This window comes from Pseudomonas sp. FP1762, from assembly GCF_030687105.1.
Lineage (GTDB): Bacteria > Pseudomonadota > Gammaproteobacteria > Pseudomonadales > Pseudomonadaceae > Aquipseudomonas > Aquipseudomonas siliginis.
Window position 1 is genome coordinate 2853657 of sequence record NZ_CP117458.1, and the last position, 17042, is coordinate 2870698.

The 17042-nt window shown below is 56.6% G+C and carries 15 protein-coding genes; 12 read left to right on the forward strand and 3 right to left on the reverse strand.

All coding sequences use genetic code 11. From position 1 onward, the window contains the following. Positions 1-72 precede the first annotated feature (72 nt). From PSH90_RS12770 to PSH90_RS12790, 5 genes are all read left to right on the forward strand, one after another. Positions 73-780, forward strand: coding sequence for a response regulator transcription factor (locus tag PSH90_RS12770; RefSeq protein WP_041478777.1), 708 nt, complete (start codon positions 73-75; stop codon positions 778-780). Positions 781-832: 52 nt separating this feature from the next. Then, the gene (locus tag PSH90_RS12775; RefSeq protein WP_236169724.1) at positions 833-4420 is read left to right on the forward strand and encodes a transporter substrate-binding domain-containing protein; all 3588 of its coding nucleotides are present in this window, start codon (positions 833-835) and stop codon (positions 4418-4420) included. Between the two features lie 101 nt (positions 4421-4521). Then, positions 4522-4899 (forward strand): type 1 fimbrial protein, encoded by a 378-nt coding sequence (locus PSH90_RS12780; RefSeq protein ID WP_016774580.1) that lies wholly within the window; start codon positions 4522-4524, stop codon positions 4897-4899. Between the two features lie 338 nt (positions 4900-5237). After that, positions 5238-5669 (forward strand): hypothetical protein, encoded by a 432-nt coding sequence (locus PSH90_RS12785; RefSeq protein WP_305383021.1) that lies wholly within the window; start codon positions 5238-5240, stop codon positions 5667-5669. A 115-nt stretch (positions 5670-5784) separates the two neighbouring features. Next, positions 5785-7413, forward strand: coding sequence for a methyl-accepting chemotaxis protein (locus PSH90_RS12790; RefSeq protein WP_095179876.1), 1629 nt, complete (start codon positions 5785-5787; stop codon positions 7411-7413). Positions 7414-7487: 74 nt separating this feature from the next. Here the strand turns inward: PSH90_RS12790 and PSH90_RS12795 are convergent, their stop codons facing one another. Beyond that, positions 7488-8027, reverse strand: a complete 540-nt coding sequence (locus PSH90_RS12795; protein WP_095179878.1) for a hypothetical protein — start codon at positions 8025-8027, stop codon at positions 7488-7490. A 324-nt stretch (positions 8028-8351) separates the two neighbouring features. On the opposite strand from PSH90_RS12795, the gene PSH90_RS12800 reads away from it, so the two are divergent. Continuing rightward, positions 8352-9308, forward strand: a complete 957-nt coding sequence (locus PSH90_RS12800; protein WP_150635413.1) for a fimbrial protein — start codon at positions 8352-8354, stop codon at positions 9306-9308. On the opposite strand, the gene PSH90_RS12805 is transcribed toward PSH90_RS12800, so the two are convergent. Together PSH90_RS12805 and PSH90_RS12810 are read right to left on the reverse strand one after the other, a co-directional pair. Continuing rightward, a complete protein-coding gene (locus PSH90_RS12805) occupies positions 9303-9662 on the reverse strand; it encodes a response regulator (RefSeq protein ID WP_016774585.1) in 360 nt (119 codons plus the stop codon). The genes PSH90_RS12800 and PSH90_RS12805 overlap by 6 nt on opposite strands. Positions 9663-9685: 23 nt before the next feature. Continuing rightward, positions 9686-11125 carry an ATPase domain-containing protein gene (locus PSH90_RS12810; RefSeq protein ID WP_305383130.1) on the reverse strand — a complete coding sequence of 480 codons (1440 nt, stop codon included), beginning with the start codon at positions 11123-11125 and terminating at the stop codon, positions 9686-9688. Between the two features lie 313 nt (positions 11126-11438). On the opposite strand from PSH90_RS12810, the gene pstS reads away from it, so the two are divergent. From pstS to PSH90_RS12840, 6 genes are all read left to right on the forward strand, one after another. Next, positions 11439-12470 (forward strand): phosphate ABC transporter substrate-binding protein PstS, encoded by a 1032-nt coding sequence (pstS, locus tag PSH90_RS12815; RefSeq protein ID WP_051600442.1) that lies wholly within the window; start codon positions 11439-11441, stop codon positions 12468-12470. A gap of 74 nt (positions 12471-12544) precedes the next feature. Next, positions 12545-13510 (forward strand): phosphate ABC transporter permease subunit PstC, encoded by a 966-nt coding sequence (gene pstC, locus PSH90_RS12820; protein ID WP_024012838.1) that lies wholly within the window; start codon positions 12545-12547, stop codon positions 13508-13510. Then, a complete protein-coding gene (gene pstA, locus PSH90_RS12825) occupies positions 13510-14421 on the forward strand; it encodes a phosphate ABC transporter permease PstA (protein WP_016774590.1) in 912 nt (303 codons plus the stop codon). The genes pstC and pstA overlap by 1 nt, the downstream gene beginning before the upstream one ends. Positions 14422-14496: 75 nt before the next feature. Continuing rightward, positions 14497-15258, forward strand: coding sequence for a phosphate ABC transporter ATP-binding protein PstB (gene pstB / locus PSH90_RS12830; RefSeq protein ID WP_240996754.1), 762 nt, complete (start codon positions 14497-14499; stop codon positions 15256-15258). 93 nt (positions 15259-15351) lie between these two features. Next, positions 15352-16050 carry a hypothetical protein gene (locus PSH90_RS12835; RefSeq protein WP_305383022.1) on the forward strand — a complete coding sequence of 233 codons (699 nt, stop codon included), beginning with the start codon at positions 15352-15354 and terminating at the stop codon, positions 16048-16050. After that, entirely contained in the window at positions 16050-16691 is a 642-nt protein-coding gene (locus PSH90_RS12840; RefSeq protein ID WP_236169731.1) for a hypothetical protein, read from the forward strand. The genes PSH90_RS12835 and PSH90_RS12840 overlap by 1 nt, the downstream gene beginning before the upstream one ends. Positions 16692-17042: the final 351 nt, after the last annotated feature.

The following is a 17042-nucleotide window of genomic DNA, read 5'->3' on the forward strand; positions in this document are numbered from 1 at the left end:
GGTGATGCCCGGGATTTGCTGCGGTTGCCAAGTGCTGATGGTCCTCCAACACTCTTCATCATGGAGCTGTTCATGCATTGGTCAGTCGTGAATCCGTTACGCGTTGCCATCCTTGATGATCACTCGCTCATACGTCTGGCGATGAAGTCGCGGCTGACGCGCGAAGCCGAGTTCAGTGTCGTAGGTGTGTATGGCAGCAGCGCGCAGTTGCTCACCGGATTGCGCGAAATCGACATCGACCTGCTGATACTCGATTACAAACTGCACGATGGGGAGCTGGACGGGCTCAATCTGATCCGCCTGCTGCGCAAGCAATATCCGGGCATGCGCATCCTTGTCTCATCTTCCGAAGAGCGCCCGGCGGTAGTGAATATGGCGATCGGGGCGGGCGTCAGCGGATTCTTCGGCAAGTCGCAGTCGGTCGATGACCTGATCACCGCCATCCGCAGTGCTGCGTCCGGCCAGTTGTATCTTTCGCCGGAAATGGCCTTCGAACTCGATGTGCTGCCTGCGTCGGTCGACGAACCTGCTGGTGCCAATGACGATGGCGCGGCGCACGGCGACGACTTCCTCAGTAATCCTCTTCTGTCACCGAAAGAAAAAGAAGTATTGCGCTGCTGCCTCGAGGGGATGGGAGTGACGCAGATCGCTTTGAAGTTCTCGCGCAGTCGCAAAACCATCAGCGGGCAAAAACAGGCCGCTTTCAAAAAGCTTGGCATTCGTGGTGATGCGGAGCTGTTCAAGTTGCAGCACAGCCTGACGGCGGACAACCAGGGATAACTCGCTTATGTTTCATCTGTTGCGCGGTGTTTTGCTAGTCAGTGTGCTTGTCATGTTCGGTAGCGGGTCGTTGTGGGCAGCAGAGCCGCGCACTCTGCAGGTGTTCGGTCGGTCTGACTGCAAGGAGCTACAGGTCGATCTGGCCAATGAAGACTGGAGTTGGCTGCGGCAGAAGCGCAGTCTGGTGCTGGGCTCGGCGCTTCCGGATTTCCCGCCTTATGTCATGACCGCCAGCGGTACGCGGTACGAGGGAATAGCCGCCGACATCGCCTGCATTATCGGTCAGGCCTTGCATGTCGAAGTTACCGTCAAGGCTTATCCCGACCGTCGCGACGCCATGGCGGCGCTCGAGCGTGGCGACATCGACATGCTGGGCAGTTCCAACAGTTTCGAGTTGATCGACGGCCTCGTCACGCTCAGTAAGCCTTATGTCGAAGACGTGCCGGCAATGTTCATGCGCGGTGATGATCGGCGCCCGATGCCGGCCAATCTGGCCGGTTTGCGTATTGCGGTTGCCGACGATTACCTGCCTTCCAGTCAATTACACGCGTTATACCCCAACGCCGAATTCGTGCTTTTTCCATCGAACGAGTTGGCACTGGCTGCGCTGGCTTTTGGCAAGGTCGACCTGTTTCTCGGCGATACGGTGTCGAGCAATTACCTGATCAACCTCAACTACTTCAACTATGTGCGGCTGCACTCTTTCGTCAAAACCCAAACCAGCGGTTTCAGCTTTGCCTTGCGCCGGGGCAACGACCAATTGCTGCGTCTGATCGATTCGACCCTCGAGTCGCTGGGTGATGCGAAGATTGCCGAAATTACCAAGCGCTGGTCGGGCGGCGGCGGGGCGCTGACGCCCAAACGCATTGACCTGACACCCGGCGAAGCACGTTGGCTTGAGCTGCATCCGGTCGCGCGGTTCGTGATCAATGACGATCAGGCACCGTTTGCATTCTTTGATGGTGACGGCAACTTTGGCGGGATCGGCGCTGATCTGCTCGAGCTCATCCAGCGGCGTACCGGCTTGCAGATCAATGTCGAGCGCACCGACAGCTTTTCCAGTCTGAGCACGCGTCTGCTGGATGGCAGCGCGGATATTTCTCTGCTGACACCAACGGTCTCGCGGGAAGTCGGCATGCGTTTCACTCATCCGTTCCTTGCCAGCCCCTTTGTGATCGTCACCACCAAGGACGCAGGCGCGCCTTCAAGCCTGCAGGAGCTGCGCGGCAAGCGCGTCGCAGTGCCCGAAAGTTCGGCTGAGCGTGAGCTGCTCAAGGACTACCCCGACATCGAGATCGTTGATAACGAAACAGTTCTGGGCGCCTTGGCTGACGTGAAGGACGGTCGAGCGGACGCGATGATTACCACGTTGCACAGTGCGCGCTACTACATCGCCCACATCTACAGCGACAGCTTGCGTATCTCCAACATCGTCGGCATGAACAAAGGCTTCCTCGCTTTCGCCGCGCGGCGTGCCGATACCGAACTGGTCAGCATTCTGAACAAGGCGCTGCTGAGCATTCCGCCGGATGAGCTGGACGTAATCCTCAACAGGTGGCGTCCCATTGCAGCGTTTTCGGGGTTGTCGTGGCGCGATTACAAGGCGCTGATCTACCAGATCAGCGCTGGCGCGTTCCTGATTATCCTGGGATCGCTGGCGTGGAATTTCTACATCCGTCGGCAGATTCGCGAACGCAGTCGTGCAGAGCGCTTGCTCGGCGATCAGCTGAAGTTCATGGGGGCGCTGATCAACGGCACGCCGCATCCCATTTACGTACGTGACCGGGAAGGTCGGCTGGTGACCTGCAATAATAATTATCTGCAAACATTTGGCCTGTCAGAAAAGGACGTGATCGGCAAGACCGTGCTCGAAAGCGGCAAGCGCAATCGTCAGGAGGCGTTGCAATTTCACGACGACTACCTGCGCGTCATCGAGCAGGACGAACCTTACGAGGTGGATCGCACGCTGCATGTGGGTGATACGCGGCTGATCATTTACCACTGGATCCAGCCGTATCACGACACGGCGGGTGAAGTCAGAGGCGTGATCTGCGGCTGGATCGATATCAGCGAACGCCGTGAACTGATCGAGGAGTTGCGTTCGGCGAAAGAGCTGGCTGACGAGTCGAGCCGCGCCAAAACCACGTTCCTGGCGACCATGAGCCACGAAATCCGTACGCCGATGAGCGCCGTGATCGGCATGCTCGAACTTACCCTCAAGCGTGCCGAGCAAGGTCACTTCGATCGGCCGGCGATTGAAGTGGCATACGACTCGGCAAAAGGTCTGCTGGAACTGATCGGCGATATCCTCGATGTGGTACGCATCGAATCGGGCCATGTCAGCCTTTCGCCGAAACGTGCCAACCTGCGCGAATTGGTCGAATCCGTGGCGCGGGTGTTCGACGGCTTGGCCAGGCAGAAGAGTCTGGTGCTTAAGCTCGACATCGACGCCACTGTCGGCTGTGACGTATTGGTTGATCCGATGCGCTTCCAGCAGGTGCTCTCGAACCTGGTGGGCAACGCGATCAAGTTTACCGACACCGGTCATGTCACCGTCTCGATTCGCGGCCAACGTCTCGCTGACGAACGCTTACAGGTCGACCTCAAGGTCGAGGACACCGGCATCGGCATTTCCAGCGCCGATCTGCAGAATCTGTTCCAGCCGTTTTCCCAAGCCAATCATGGCCCCTCCAGCAGAGGCGGCACCGGTCTGGGACTGGCGATCTCCCGTTCATTGTGCGAATTGATGGGCGGGCGGCTGAACATTACCAGTACGCTTGGCAAAGGCACCTGCCTGGAAGTGTCGCTGTTCTTCAATATTCTCAGCCCGCTTGGCGGCAAAGTGCTGCCTGTTTCGGTTGTTCAGGACAAACCGGTACCGACACTCAGGATTCTCGTAGTCGATGACCAGAGCGCCAACCGCCTGCTGTTGACGCAGCAGCTGAGTTTCCTTGGCCAGGCGGTGCGTGATGCCGCCGACGGTGCCCAGGCATTGGCGCTGTGGCGCTCGGAGCCGTTCGACATTGTGATCACGGACTGCAACATGCCGGTCATGAACGGCTATGAGCTGGCCCGCACCATTCGCCAGGACGAACGCGAAAGTGGTGGATCGCCGTGCATCGTACTGGGCTTCACGGCCAACGCGCAGCCGGAAGAAAAAGTGAAATGCCGGGAGGCCGGGATGGATGATTGTCTGTTCAAACCGATCAGTCTCGGCACCTTGTCGATCATGCTTGCAGGCTGGGAAAAAAATGTTGAAACCCAGCCATTTGAAAGCCCGCCTGCGGCGACTATCAAGGAGCTGGGTTCGATTCGCGAGCGTCTTGACGAGCTCACCGGAGGCGATCTCGACATGATGAAAGAACTTCTGCGCGAGGCGCTGTCGAGTTGCGAAAAGGATCTGGAGGAGTTGCATTCGCTAATACCCGAAAGCGATCCCGGGCTGTTGGCTGACCTGGCGCACCGCATCAAGGGGGCGGCGCGCATTGTTGCCGAGCATCAGGTCATTGAGGCGTGTAACGAGCTTGAAGCCGAGTGCGAGGCGCCTGTTATCGATCCGCTGGACCTCAATCGCAGTGCATTGAAGCTGGAGCATGCACAGGCTGATCTGATCAAGAAAATCAAACGGATCGAGCTGTAAACGTATCGGCTCATGACCATCCGACTGGCCTTGCATTAAAGCTGACGTTAAAGATCATTTTGCAGCGGGCGATACCTTGGTAATAACCATGGAGTTTCGCGATGATCATTCGACGTCCTTTATTGATTGCCTGCCTTTGCCTGCTCGGTTTTGACACCGTCAGCGCAGCCCAGTCTGCGCCGGTCAGCGGAGTGATTCGCTTCAGCGGTCGAATTGTCGAGGCAAGTTGCATTGCCAGTGGCGCCAGCCATTCTTCTGTCGAGTTGCTTGATTGCCCCCAGGCAAGCACCGGGCAGATTTTTACCGTGAACAACGTCAGTGCGGCAGGGCGAGGTGAGTCGCGCCAGCAGGTGTTTGTGAAGGTGATTGCCGATACTCATGAGCAGGACGATTATTACGACCAGCGCTTGCTGCTCACGGACAACAAGGGTCACCAGATAACGAGCGGTAATTACGTAGTGACGATGACGCTGCCTTGATGGCTTGGAAAGAATGAGTCTGCGCCCCTTGTTTCAAGGTTACTGACGAAAAGGGGCGTTAATAATGAGAATTGTCTGGTTCGCACAGAACCGTCCCGCGCTTCTGGCTTGTCGCCACTCCCCTGCGTTGCAAAATCCCTCCTTCAACACTCTCTGAGCCAGACCATGCGCCGATCGCGTGGGCTGTCGTCAAGGTGTGGCTTTTTATCATCTATCCCTGCGTTCATTTTTGAGACAAGTCTCATATCAGACAGATCGGCCCTTGGTTATTTTCTTGAAAGGAAGAATGGAGCTGCCAAAGGTGTCCGATGTTTCTTGAAAATAACCGCAGTCGATCCTTGCGGATCCTGATCGCCGACAGCGACGTGCGAAGAGGCCAGTCGATCGAACAGCAGTTCAACAAGCTGGGCTGTCTCAGCGTCTTGAACGTGTGTACTTATCGCGACCTGAGAATACTGACGTATTACTGCCCCCAACGGTTGAGCCTGGTCGTCGTCAATGCTGAGCTGCTCAGCGAGATGGCGATGGATCCGCTCGACTTTTTCGGGGAAAACCCGCTGATTCGTCATCTGCTGATTTTCAATCCCAACGATGATCACCAGTGGTCGAAGACCTTCTTCAACCCGCATCCGCAACGCTGGATGCGCCTGGTCTCGAAAATCAATCTGCCGCGCCTGGCAGATTTTCTGATGCTGGCCGACCCGGCGCTCAAGGAACTTGCGGAGCCGGCCTCGACCGACTCCACACTCTCTTCGTGCGCAAACCGCTAGCTGCTGCACCTTCCCGCGATGATCCACGTAGACGCTGAGGTGCTATTGCCCAGCGCCTGCTGTGCCGCCCACTCGTTTGCCCCATTGTCTTGAATACACTCTAAGGTAAGGCATCATGCTGCTTCGTAAACTCAATCTCGCGCCTCGTTCGGCGCTGTGTTTCGGCTTGTTCTGTCTCATGATTATCGCGATCGGATTGATCGCTCTGCAGCAAGTCGACTTGCTCAACAAGGCAGAAACGTACGTCGAGACGACGATCGTGCCGAGTATCAAGCTGCTCGGCCAACTCGATCGAGAGTTCGTCGAAATCAAGGGCAACAACGCTCGCTTGCGCAATCCCATCGAAACCCCTGAGCGCAAGGCGCAAGCCCTGATGGACATTCAGCAGTCGCGTCAGCTGATCAAAAAACATCAGCAAGCGCTCATTGATCTGCTGGCCACTGACGCTGGGCGCGAGGCGTTCGAGGAGTTTGCCAAAGCACAGAAGGTCAACGATCTGGCTCAGGAGCAATACCTTCAAACCGTGGCGAACGGGCAGCTTGAAGCGGCCATTGCGTTGTCAAAGAATCAGATGCGTGCTGCCTCGGATGGCGTACAAGTCGCGCTCAAGAAGCTGATTGCACTCAACGAAATAGAAGCTTATGAGGCGGGCAAGCAGGCCGACAATGTCTATGAGCACACGCTGTTGATCGTCAGTGTGTTCATTCTCATCGCGATCGGTGCTTCGTTGGCCCTGGCCGTGTTGTATACCCGCAGCCTGACGGTACCCATTGCAGGCTCGCTAAGGGTGGCGGAATGCATCGCCGCCAATGATCTGAGCGAAACCATTGCGCTGGATGGCTCTGATGAGGCGGCGCAAATGCTGTCGTCATTGGCGGCGATGCAAACCAGTCTGCGAGATGCCTTGATCATGATCCGTGATTCGTCCACGCAGCTGGCCGAAACCTCGGAGGTCATGCACGGCGTCACTGAAGATATCTCGCGTATCACTCAACGTCAGAGCCATGAAATCGAAATGGCCGCCACCGCCGTCACTGAAATGAGTGCAGCGGTGGAGCAGGTTGCAGACAACGCCGCATCGACCTCGCAGCTGACGTCGGAATCAAGTGCGGCAGCCGTCGCCGGTCGAAGCCAGGTTAGCGACACGGTAGCCGCAATCAATCTGATGGTGTCCAGCGTGCACAGCACCTCGGCTGAGGTGCAGGCGCTATCGACCATGGCGAGCGATATCAGCAGCGTGCTGGACGTTATCCGAGAGGTTGCCGAACAAACCAATCTGCTTGCCTTGAACGCAGCGATCGAAGCAGCGCGGGCGGGGGAGGCGGGTCGCGGTTTTGCCGTGGTTGCCGATGAGGTGAGAGGGCTGGCGCAGCGTACTCAGAAGTCGACCGAGGACATCGAGTCCATGGTCAGCTCCATTCAGTCGGGCACCAGCCGCGCAGTTTCCTCCATGAGCCACACCCGCGCTCAGGCCGAGAGAACGCTCGAAATGGCCAATATCGCCGGCGAAGTGCTGACCGACATCACTGGCTCGCTGAATCTCATCAACGAGCGAAACCTGCTGATGGCAACCGCTGCCGAGGAGCAGGCTCAGGTTGCGCGGGAAGTCGACCGCAGCCTGATCAGCATTCGTGACCTGTCATGTGAAACCGCAGAGGGGTCGAAACAGACGGCAGTCGCATCGGCGGAGCTGTCGCAATTGGCGGCGTCGCTGAATAAATTGACCAAGGAATTCAAGCTTTAAGACGTTAACGGGAAGCCCTGATTGCCAGGGCTTTTTTGATCCGCGATCAAGCGCAGCGCGCAACGAGTGCTGACTCAACTCTGTGTTGGCGATTCGGTGTGTGCCGTCAGTTGTTCAATGCAGGTGGCGAGTTGTTTTTCATAGCTTTCAAGCACGGCTTCGGCTTCAGCTTCGCGCTCATCACGCAGACGAAAGAAGTCGTCGCGACTGAGTTGGTCCGCTACGAGTCGGATATTTTGCTCGATGATCGCGCAGAGTGAGTCTTCATCCTCTAACGCCGCGCTGGTTTGTGCTGCGCGTTGAGTGTTTTCGAGTTCGGTCTTTGCCGCCTCGGCGGCCTTCGCCTGTTCCTTCGCGGTAAGCAGGTCGGTTTCCAGGGCCTGCTTTTGTTCCGCCAGACGCTTGAGTTCAGCGGTCATTGACTGGATGGTATCGGAGCGCTGCTTGAGCTGGATCTCCTGCTGTTGCACCACGGCCTTCAGTGGAAAGAGATTGTTGAGCTCATAACCGGCGACGACAGTCATGGCGATCAGCGCCAGTGCCAGAATCGTCAGGCAGTAGAGGGCGGCGTTGCTGTGGGGTTTTGCGCTATTGAGGGTATCGAGGGCTCTCACGGAATCTGTTCTCCTATCAAGAACAGTCAGGGTACTGGCCGAGTTCCACTGTGCATTTAAGACGAGTCTTAAATTGGCTTTAGTTATTTGCGCTGAGTAAGTGTGATGCTAAATAGCGTGTCTGTTTGTAGATTTTTCAGGTCTGACTGGCTGGTTATAAATCTATGAGAATTGTCTTGTTATTGAATAAATAAATTTTTGCTCAAGTGTTCTTTTTTTATTATCTTCTCGTTCCGGTCGTGGTGATTTTGCTGCCAATTAAATAGGTGTGGCTACGTCAGCCATTCAGTTGTTTACACGCTAGATAGAGTCAGAGAGAGTGTTATGAAGTTGTGCCGTGTATTAATTGTCGGGCTCTTGTATATGCTGTCGTCAAACGCAATGGCGGCGGTATGCGAATTTTATCCGGACAATTCCATGGGCAATATGCGGGTTATACTGCCGGCCACTCTCTCGGTACCACGTGACGCGCCGAATGGCACGGTTATCTATGAAAGTCCGATCGTGACGCTGGGTTCCATTCCCAGTTCGTTCAGGTGCTCTGCAGTGCACAATGAAGGTGTGCGCAATAATGTCGGCGTTACTCAGCCGGGCGTGGAGATTTTTCCTATTGGGAATACCGGAATCGGCTGGCAATGGGTCCGACCGCCATCGGGGAAAGCGTGGAAGGGCTTTCCAGGAACTACCGACACTGCTGGCGGTTGGGGTTGGAATGGTTCGGAGCACATCTTGCGTTTTGTAAAGACGGGCACTATTTCCGGCAGTGCGACGATACCTTCAGGCCAACTGGGGACGTTTGTCGCTGCTGAAATCGAGCCTTTGGCAATGAATACCAGCGGCACGCGGGTAGTCTCACAGTCTTGCGAAACACCCGATGTGAAAGTCGATATGGGCAGCTATAACTTGAGCGATTTCCCCGAGAACGGCGCATCTGCCAAGGAGCAATACTTTTCTCTCAATATGAAAAACTGTCCCACAGGAATTAACAACTTCCGATTTTCCTTCTCACCCACTGCGGGCAGCCCTGTGTGGGACGCTGGTACTGGCATGGTAAATCTGAACAGTAATTCCACTGCCAAAGGTCTGGCATTGCAGATGCGCTTCAGTGACAAGTCGACACTCAAACTGAATCAGAACTACATAATGAAAGCGCCCACATCGCAAGGCGGCAATGCATATATTTCCTTGCAAGCCCGCTTCGTGCGCATCGAGCCTTCCAATGCGCAAATGCGAGCGGGCGATGCCAATGCCGAAATTGCCTTTGTCGTCGAGTATCTATGAGCCCAACAGCCTCTTCACCTCAGCCACAATCACCGCAATATCAAACGGCTTGGGCACCACCACATCAAACAGATCCGAACGCTGCATGCCGATGTGCGCTTGCGCGCCACTCATGAGAATGATCGGCAAGTGTTTGACGGACGGCTGGGCACGCACGGCTTCGGCGAATTCGAGGCCGTCCATGACCGGCATCATGAAGTCGGTAATAACCAGCGCCGGACGTTCTCTTTCCAGCACCTCGAGCGCTTTCTTGCCATTGCTCGCGGTCACAGTCATGAAGCCCTCATCCTCAAGCGCAAAGCCAAGAATGTCAGCAATCAGATACTCGTCGTCGACTACCAGAATGGTGGTCATGTTATTTCAACCCGCTTGAAGACTTACGAAATTGAACCAGGCAATGACTCAGCTGCGACTGAAGGTTCATTTTTCAAAGCCTTTTCCAGGAACACATCTTGATCGCGTACAACCACCTCGAACCGCGACGGGTTGTAGGAGCTATCGCGTACCTTAAGAATGGAAAGCGTCCTGCGAAGTTCAGCGTGATTCTCAAAGAAACGCATGAGCATCAGGTTGTCGACAATACTGGACAGGTCGGAGTTCGGTGCGCTGACCTCGGAGCCGAACAAATCGCGCATTTCCCATGAGGCGAACACCGTAACGCCTCTGGATCGCAGCTCATTCATCAGCGCGCTGAAAAAGTCGGTGATGCGTTCCGGCGTGGTTGAAACCCGAGTCATGCCGCTGAGGCTATCGATGAACAGGCGCTTGATGCCTTTTTCATCGACCAGGCTCAGCAGGCGTGCGCCGAGGCCGTCCAGCAAGCCTTCGGTAGTTGGCTGCCAGGCAATGCTCAGCGCACCGCTGTGTTCCATGTGTTCGATATCAATGCCCAGCGAACGGCCTTTCAGCCGCAGCCGCTGCGGGCTTTCATAGAAGCCGAAGTGCAGGCCCGGCGCTTCGGCCGTCGACTGCGCGATGAACTTCAGACCCAGCGTGGTCTTGCCGATCCCGGAAGGCCCCATGACCAGCGTCACGCTGGAGCTGTGCAAGCCACCCCCGAGGATGTCATCCAGTGAAGCAATGCCGCTTGGGATGCGCGTCAAGTCCGCGCTGTCAGGGGCGGAAGGGCGCTTGTAGAGACTTTCGAGGCGCGGATAGACGACCAGGCCGTTATCGGTGATTTCACATTCGTGAAGACCGGTCAACGCGCCGCTGCCGCGAGTCTTGCGCAAATGAATGCGGCGTACCGAACGAGTACCGAACAGCTCTTCGCCCATTTCGATGACGCCGTCGACCATCGTGTGCTCGGGGCTGCCGTCATCCAGGCGCGAGCTGGTCAGGAACAGCACGGTGCAACCGGCAAATGCGGCATGGCCTTGCAGTTCAGAGATGAATTTTTTCGTGTCGATCGGCGAGTCGGCTTTGGAACGTGCATTGAGCAGGCCGTCGACGACCATGACGGTCGCCTTCTGCCGGGTGATTTCGCGTCGCAGCAGCTTCACGACTTCATCAAGGCCTTCGTTTTCCAGCGTATCGAATGCGCTGACAAACTGAATTTCCGCGCCGACTCGCGAGGCGTCGAAGAAACTCATGGTCGACAGAAACTGGAACAGACGGTCGTGGGACTCGGCCAGCAACGTGGCGACCAGCACACGGCCGCCGTTGCGGGCATGGTGAAATCCGAGCTGATTGGCAAGGATGGTCTTGCCGGAGCCCGGACGCCCTTGAATGATGTACGAGGCGCCCGCGACAAAGCCCCCCTGAAGCAGCGCGTCGAGCCCTTCGATCCCGCTTTGAAGGCGTTTTAGCTTTTCCACAATGCAACCCTGATCTGAATAAACAGGCTTGTTCAGCCGAATGAGTGAAATGCTAACGCCATTTCCGGTTGAGGGCCATAAAGGCTGGGGAAAAGTAGCGTTTTTGCAATGTGAACCTGGCACGTGACTGCTCGGGATCAGGGGGTAGTGACAAGTCCGGCACAGGAAGATTCGATTTTTCGAAACCCGGAAGCCGATTACGTCCATATGCGCTGCTGCGGACCATGAGGGTAACGCTTGCCACTTTGCTTTCATGAAATCGTCACAAAACTGCTGCAGAGTTCGGGAGCCCGTAATCACTAGGTGTCATTTAATGAAAAGTTTGATGAAGTCTGCTGCGCTCGCCATTGCGGTATCTCTTTGTGCCACCTCGGCCTCATTTGCAGCAGAAAATGTTCGCCTGACGGGGTCCGGAGCAAGTTTCCCGGCGCCGATCTACCTGACCTGGTTCAAGGATTTCAGCAAGAAATCCGATGGCGTCACTGTCGATTACCAATCCAAGGGCAGCGGCGCGGGCGTACAGGACTTCTTGAACAAAACCGTGGATTTCGCTGCCAGTGACTCGGCAATGAAAGACGAAGATATCGCCAAGGTCGCCGAAGGCGTGCAGTTGCTGCCAATGACCGCCGGGGAAATCGTGCTGGCCTATAACCTGCCGGGCAATCCCAAGGGTCTGAAGCTGCCACGCGACGTCTATTCCAACATTTTCCTGGGCAAAATCACGCGCTGGAACGATCCGCAGATCGTCGCAGCCAACCCGGACCTGAAACTCTCCGATACGCCGATCACGGTTGTCGTGCGTGCAGATTCCAGCGGTACTACCGCCGTATTCACCAAGCACCTGGCAACCGTCAACGCCGAGTTCAAGCAGGCGTTGGGTGAGGGCAACACCGTCAACTGGCCGGCCAGTGACAAGTTCATCAAGTCGCCGAAAAACGATGGCGTAACCGCTACCGTGCGTCAGACCCCTGGTGCGATTGGTTACATCGAATATGGCTTCGCCAAGCTGGCCAAGGTCGACTTTGCCCAGTTGCAGAACAAGGCAGGCAATTACGTCGTGCCAAACGCCGAAAGCGGTGCCGAGGCCCTGGCGGCGGTGAAGATGCCGGAAAACCTGGTGGCCTGGCTGCCTGATCCGGACGGTGCCAAGTCCTATCCGATCACCTCTTATACCTGGATGATTTTCCGCAAGGATAATGGCAACCCGGCCAAGGCCAAAGCCATGCGTGAAATGGTCGAATACAGCCTGACCGAGGGGCAGAAGATTGCCGATTCGATGGGTTACATCCCGTTGCCGCAATCGGTCGTCGAACAGGTTCGCAAAGCGTCCGCCAACATTCAGTAACGCCGTGAGGTCTCTCTCGGCGTGTGCGTCTGCACCACGCCGGGAGAGTTTTCCCCTTGTTCCGGACTTAGCCCATGAACAAACCTTTTGTCGTACCGGTTAATCCCGACTCTGCCTGCCAGCCACCCTCGACGAAGGATTTTCTGGTCGATCGCACCTTCCGCGCGCTCGCGCGCATCGGTGTGGTACTGATTCTGGCGCTGGTATTTGCACTGGTGTTCGAAGTCGGACGCAAGGCACTTCCCGGTATGGAGAAGCACGGCTTCGATGTGCTTCTGGGCAGCGTATGGGACGTCAACCAAGGCAAATACGGCATTCTGCCAGCCATCTGGGGCACGCTCTACAGCGCCTTCATCGCGTTGCTGATCGCCGGTGTTTTTGGTGTGAGCATGGCGATTTTCCTGACCCAGGATTTCCTGCCAACCAAGCTCGCTGCGCTGTTTCGCACCATCGTCGAACTGCTCGCAGCCATTCCCAGCGTGGTCTATGGCCTGTGGGGGATCTATGTGGTGATCCCGGCGATTCGGCCGCTGACGACCTGGTTGAACAGCGAACTGGGCTGGATACCTTTTTTCGGCACGTCCCTGAGCGGTCCGGGCCTGCTGCCCGCGGCTCTGGTGCTCGCCATCATGATTCTGCCGACCATTGCTGCCGTTTCGCAGGACGCGCTTACGGCTGTGCCGATGAAAACCAAACAGGCCGCGTACGGCATGGGCACTACCCATTGGGAAGCGATTCTCAAAGTGATGGTGCCTTCGGCCGCCACCGGCATTTTCGGCTCTCTGGTGCTGGGCCTGGGACGCGCGCTGGGTGAAACGATGGCGCTGGCCATGCTGGTCGGCAATGCCAACAACATTTCCCTCTCGCTGTTTGCACCGGCCAACACGCTTGCCGCTCTGCTGGCGCTGAACTTCCCCGAAGCCGGGCCGAACGAGATCGAGGTGTTGATGTATGCCGCGCTCGTGCTGATGTTGATTACGCTGATCGTGAACATTTTCGGCTCGATGATCATGATGTACGCCCAACGGGGTAACAAGTGATGACTGATCTGACCGCAGCAACAGACCTGACGGCGCCAACCGGTGCGATGCCCAGTTTGCAACGCAGGTTCGAAGGCCGTGCGCTGCGCAGCCTGATCCTGACCACCCTGGTCTGGGCAGGTGCTTTGCTCGCCAGCGTACCGCTGATTTCCGTGCTCTACATGCTGATCACCCGCGGTGGTGCGCGTCTGAACCTGGAAGTCTTTACCGAACTGCCGCCGACCGGCTTCGAGATGGGCGGCGGTTTCGGCAACGCGATGGCGGGTACCTTTGTGATGGTCGGTATCGCGGCAGCGATCGCGGTGCCGGTCGGGATCATGGCGGCCATTTTTCTGGCTGAACTGGGGCCTGACAGCAAGCTGGGGAACGCCGCACGTTTTGCCGCCAAGATGCTCACGGGCCTGCCGTCGATCCTGGCGGGGGTGTTTGCCTACGCTTTGGTAGTGATGACCACCGGCACGTATTCGGCACCGGCAGGTGGCGTGGCGCTCGCCGTCCTGATGCTGCCTATCGTGGTACTGACCGCCGAAGAATCGATGCGGATGGTGCCCAAGATCATGAAAGATGCTGCTTATGGCATGGGCTGCACCCGCTCGCAGGTCATCTGGAAAATCATCTTGCCGACCGGCATGCCGGCGATCCTGACTGGCGTGATGCTCGCCGTGGCGCGTGCCGCAGGCGAGACGGCCCCTTTGTTGTTTACCGCGCTGTTCAGCAACTACTGGATCTACCACCAGGGCAATCTCGATGTCATGAATCCGACTGCGTCGCTGGCGGTGCTGATCTACAACTTCTCCGGCATGCCTTTCGATAACCAGCTCGAGCTCGCATGGGCGGCCTCGTTGGTGCTGGTGATGATCGTGCTGTTCGTGAACATCATCAGCCGGATTTTCGGCAAGCCCAAGTATTAAGAACGGGAGCATCTGATTTTGAACGTATCAACTGCGCAAATTGCCGCTCCGTTTGTCACCCAGGCGCCTGTAGTCATGGACTGCAAACTGGACAAGATTTTCTACGGCAACTTCATGGCAGTACGTGACAGCCACGTGCCCATCGAGAAAAACAAGATCACCGGATTCATCGGTCCCTCAGGCTGCGGCAAAAGTACCGTGCTGCGCAGTCTCAACCGGATGAACGATCTGGTGAAGGGCTTTCGTTTCGAGGGCCATGTGCATTTCCTCGGCCAGGATGTCTATGGCAAGGGCGTCGATCCGGTGGTCGTACGTCGCTACATCGGCATGGTGTTTCAACAGCCTAACCCGTTCTCGATGAGCATCTACGACAACGTCGCGTTTGGTCTTCGCCTCAATCGCTACAAGGGCGATATCGGCGACCGGGTCAAGCATGCGCTGCAAGGCGCCGCGCTGTGGGACGAAGTCAAGGACAAGCTCAAGGTCAGCGGCCTGTCGCTCTCCGGTGGCCAGCAACAACGCCTGTGTATCGCCCGGGCGATCGCCACTGAGCCGGAAGTCCTGCTGCTGGATGAGCCTTGTTCGGCACTGGACCCGATTGCCACCCGACGCGTCGAAGAATTGATGGTCGAGTTGAAGAAGGACTACACCATCGCACTGGTGACCCACAACATGCAGCAAGCCATCCGTGTTGCTGACACCACGGCGTTCTTCTCGGTGGATATTTCCCAGGGCACACGCACCGGTTATCTGGTCGAAATGGGGCCGACGGCGCAGATCTTCGACAACCCGCGTGAACAGATGACCGGCGATTACATCAGCGGCAAGTTCAGCTGAGCCTTGCCACCGGTCACGGCCGCCTACCTGCACAAGCCAAATGGATTTGGCGGGCATCGGTGGACATTTACCAAGCGTTTCCAAGGAGCTCCAATGCCTGCCACGCATCGCCTTGATTTGCCTGCGATTGAACGCGCACTGCGGAAAGTGCAGAGCCGTTTTGCCGAGCTCAGCCGGCACTTCACCGAGCCTCGGGACCCGTTCACTGACGAAGTTCTGCACAATGTGCTTGAAGGCTATGCGTTGGTTGACGAATATGTTGCCCGCGGCATCGACCTGTTCGATCTGCAGCAACTGAACCTGATGCTGGAGATCAATGCCACAGTGCTTTGTGGCCGGGATCCGGCGCGCCGGCTGGAATACGCCCAGCATCTGGCAGCCACTGAGGCGCACTTCTTCAACAATGTTGAGGGAGGCATCAAGGACTTGTACAACTGGTATTGCGCGTATCGCAGTGAATCGGTCTGGAAGCGTGCAGCCGGTGTCTATGTGCGCATTCTGAGCAAGCCGCAGCTGTTTATCGAAGGCAATAACCGTAGTGGCTCGCTCATTGTGAGCTACCTGCTCATGCGGGCGGGGCTGCCTCCATTCGTGTTGACGCTGGAAAACGCCGAGGGCTATTTCAACCCGTCTTCGGTCATCCGCAACTCCGCCAAGCATGGCGTCAAGGCGTTGTACGAATTGCCCAAGATCAAGAAAAAATATGCAGCATTCTTAGAAGAACAGGCGCCCGATCCAATGAAGTTCTTTCTCAAAGGCAAGCCTTTGCCTCTCTCTCAAGGTGGCCATTGATGAACTGGGCACCAGCATTTGCCAGATTGAGAACCTTCGGCAGCCGGGCAGGGCAGGCTATCCGCTGCGCTTTGCCGCAGTTGTTCGAACGTCAGCGCATACGAATTTCGTTCGATATCGATGACACGCTCGCTTGCCAGCTCCACCACTGCGCAGTGGAGAAGAGTCGACTACCGGCCTGTATTCATCGCTGGCTGGGTGAACCGTTGCGGATGGGCACACGATCGCTGATCCGAGAGCTGCGTCGCCAGGATTGCAGTGTCTGGGTCTACACCTCATCCGGGCGCACGCCGTCCTATATCAGGCGCTGGTTGGCGCTGTACGGTATCCGCGTCGATGGCGTGGTCAACAGCGTGCTGCACAACCGTGCGCTGACGGCGCACGGGATGTCGAATGCGCCTTCCAAGTATCCGCCAGCGTTCGATATCGACTTGCATGTCGATGATTCGGAGGGCGTGCAGATTGAAGGCAAGGATCATGGCTTCCGGGTGGTCGTGGTGCATCCCGAGGATGATCGCTGGGCGCAGAAAGTGCTGGATTCGGTGGCCAAGGTCCAGGCGCAGCTCGCCTGGCAGCAAATGCTCAGACCTCAGGCGCCGGTGCAACAGCGTGCGGAGGCTGTCTTTGAGTCGCTTGGCTGAGCGGGTACGCATTGGCTATTCGGGCAGCAGCGCCTCAGGTGTACGAGGCACTGCTGTGAAATGACTCAACAGATGCGCAAACGATGCTGCGCAAAACATATCTCGCAGAAACGACAAAGCCCTGAATAATCAGGGCTTTGTCGTATAAAGATGGCGGAGGCGATGGGATTCGAACTCATGGACCTGTTACAGTCGACGGTTTTCAAGTCTTACGATTTATCGATTAGAATCAATAGGTTGTGTCGTTTTAATTTCCGCACGACTGCTCTAGGTTAACCGGTTTTGGCCCTTGAACTAAAGGGTGAGAAACGTAGTTGCGGAAATGAATTTTGACGTTATTCTCGATTGCGC

Excerpts from the sequence above, each read along its gene's own strand:
- PSH90_RS12770 (WP_041478777.1), top strand. The coding sequence starts at position 73 with ATGCATTGGTCAGTCGTGAATCCGTTACGCGTTGCCATCCTTGATGAT.
- PSH90_RS12775 (WP_236169724.1), top strand. The coding sequence starts at position 833 with ATGTTCGGTAGCGGGTCGTTGTGGGCAGCAGAGCCGCGCACTCTGCAG.
- PSH90_RS12780 (WP_016774580.1), top strand. The coding sequence starts at position 4,522 with ATGATCATTCGACGTCCTTTATTGATTGCCTGCCTTTGCCTGCTCGGT.
- PSH90_RS12790 (WP_095179876.1), top strand. The coding sequence starts at position 5,785 with ATGCTGCTTCGTAAACTCAATCTCGCGCCTCGTTCGGCGCTGTGTTTC.
- PSH90_RS12800 (WP_150635413.1), top strand. The coding sequence starts at position 8,352 with ATGAAGTTGTGCCGTGTATTAATTGTCGGGCTCTTGTATATGCTGTCG.
- PSH90_RS12805 (WP_016774585.1), bottom strand. The coding sequence starts at position 9,662 with ATGACCACCATTCTGGTAGTCGACGACGAGTATCTGATTGCTGACATT.
- pstS (WP_051600442.1), top strand. The coding sequence starts at position 11,439 with ATGAAAAGTTTGATGAAGTCTGCTGCGCTCGCCATTGCGGTATCTCTT.
- pstC (WP_024012838.1), top strand. The coding sequence starts at position 12,545 with ATGAACAAACCTTTTGTCGTACCGGTTAATCCCGACTCTGCCTGCCAG.
- pstA (WP_016774590.1), top strand. The coding sequence starts at position 13,510 with ATGACTGATCTGACCGCAGCAACAGACCTGACGGCGCCAACCGGTGCG.
- pstB (WP_240996754.1), top strand. The coding sequence starts at position 14,497 with ATGGACTGCAAACTGGACAAGATTTTCTACGGCAACTTCATGGCAGTA.
- PSH90_RS12835 (WP_305383022.1), top strand. The coding sequence starts at position 15,352 with ATGCCTGCCACGCATCGCCTTGATTTGCCTGCGATTGAACGCGCACTG.
- PSH90_RS12840 (WP_236169731.1), top strand. The coding sequence starts at position 16,050 with ATGAACTGGGCACCAGCATTTGCCAGATTGAGAACCTTCGGCAGCCGG.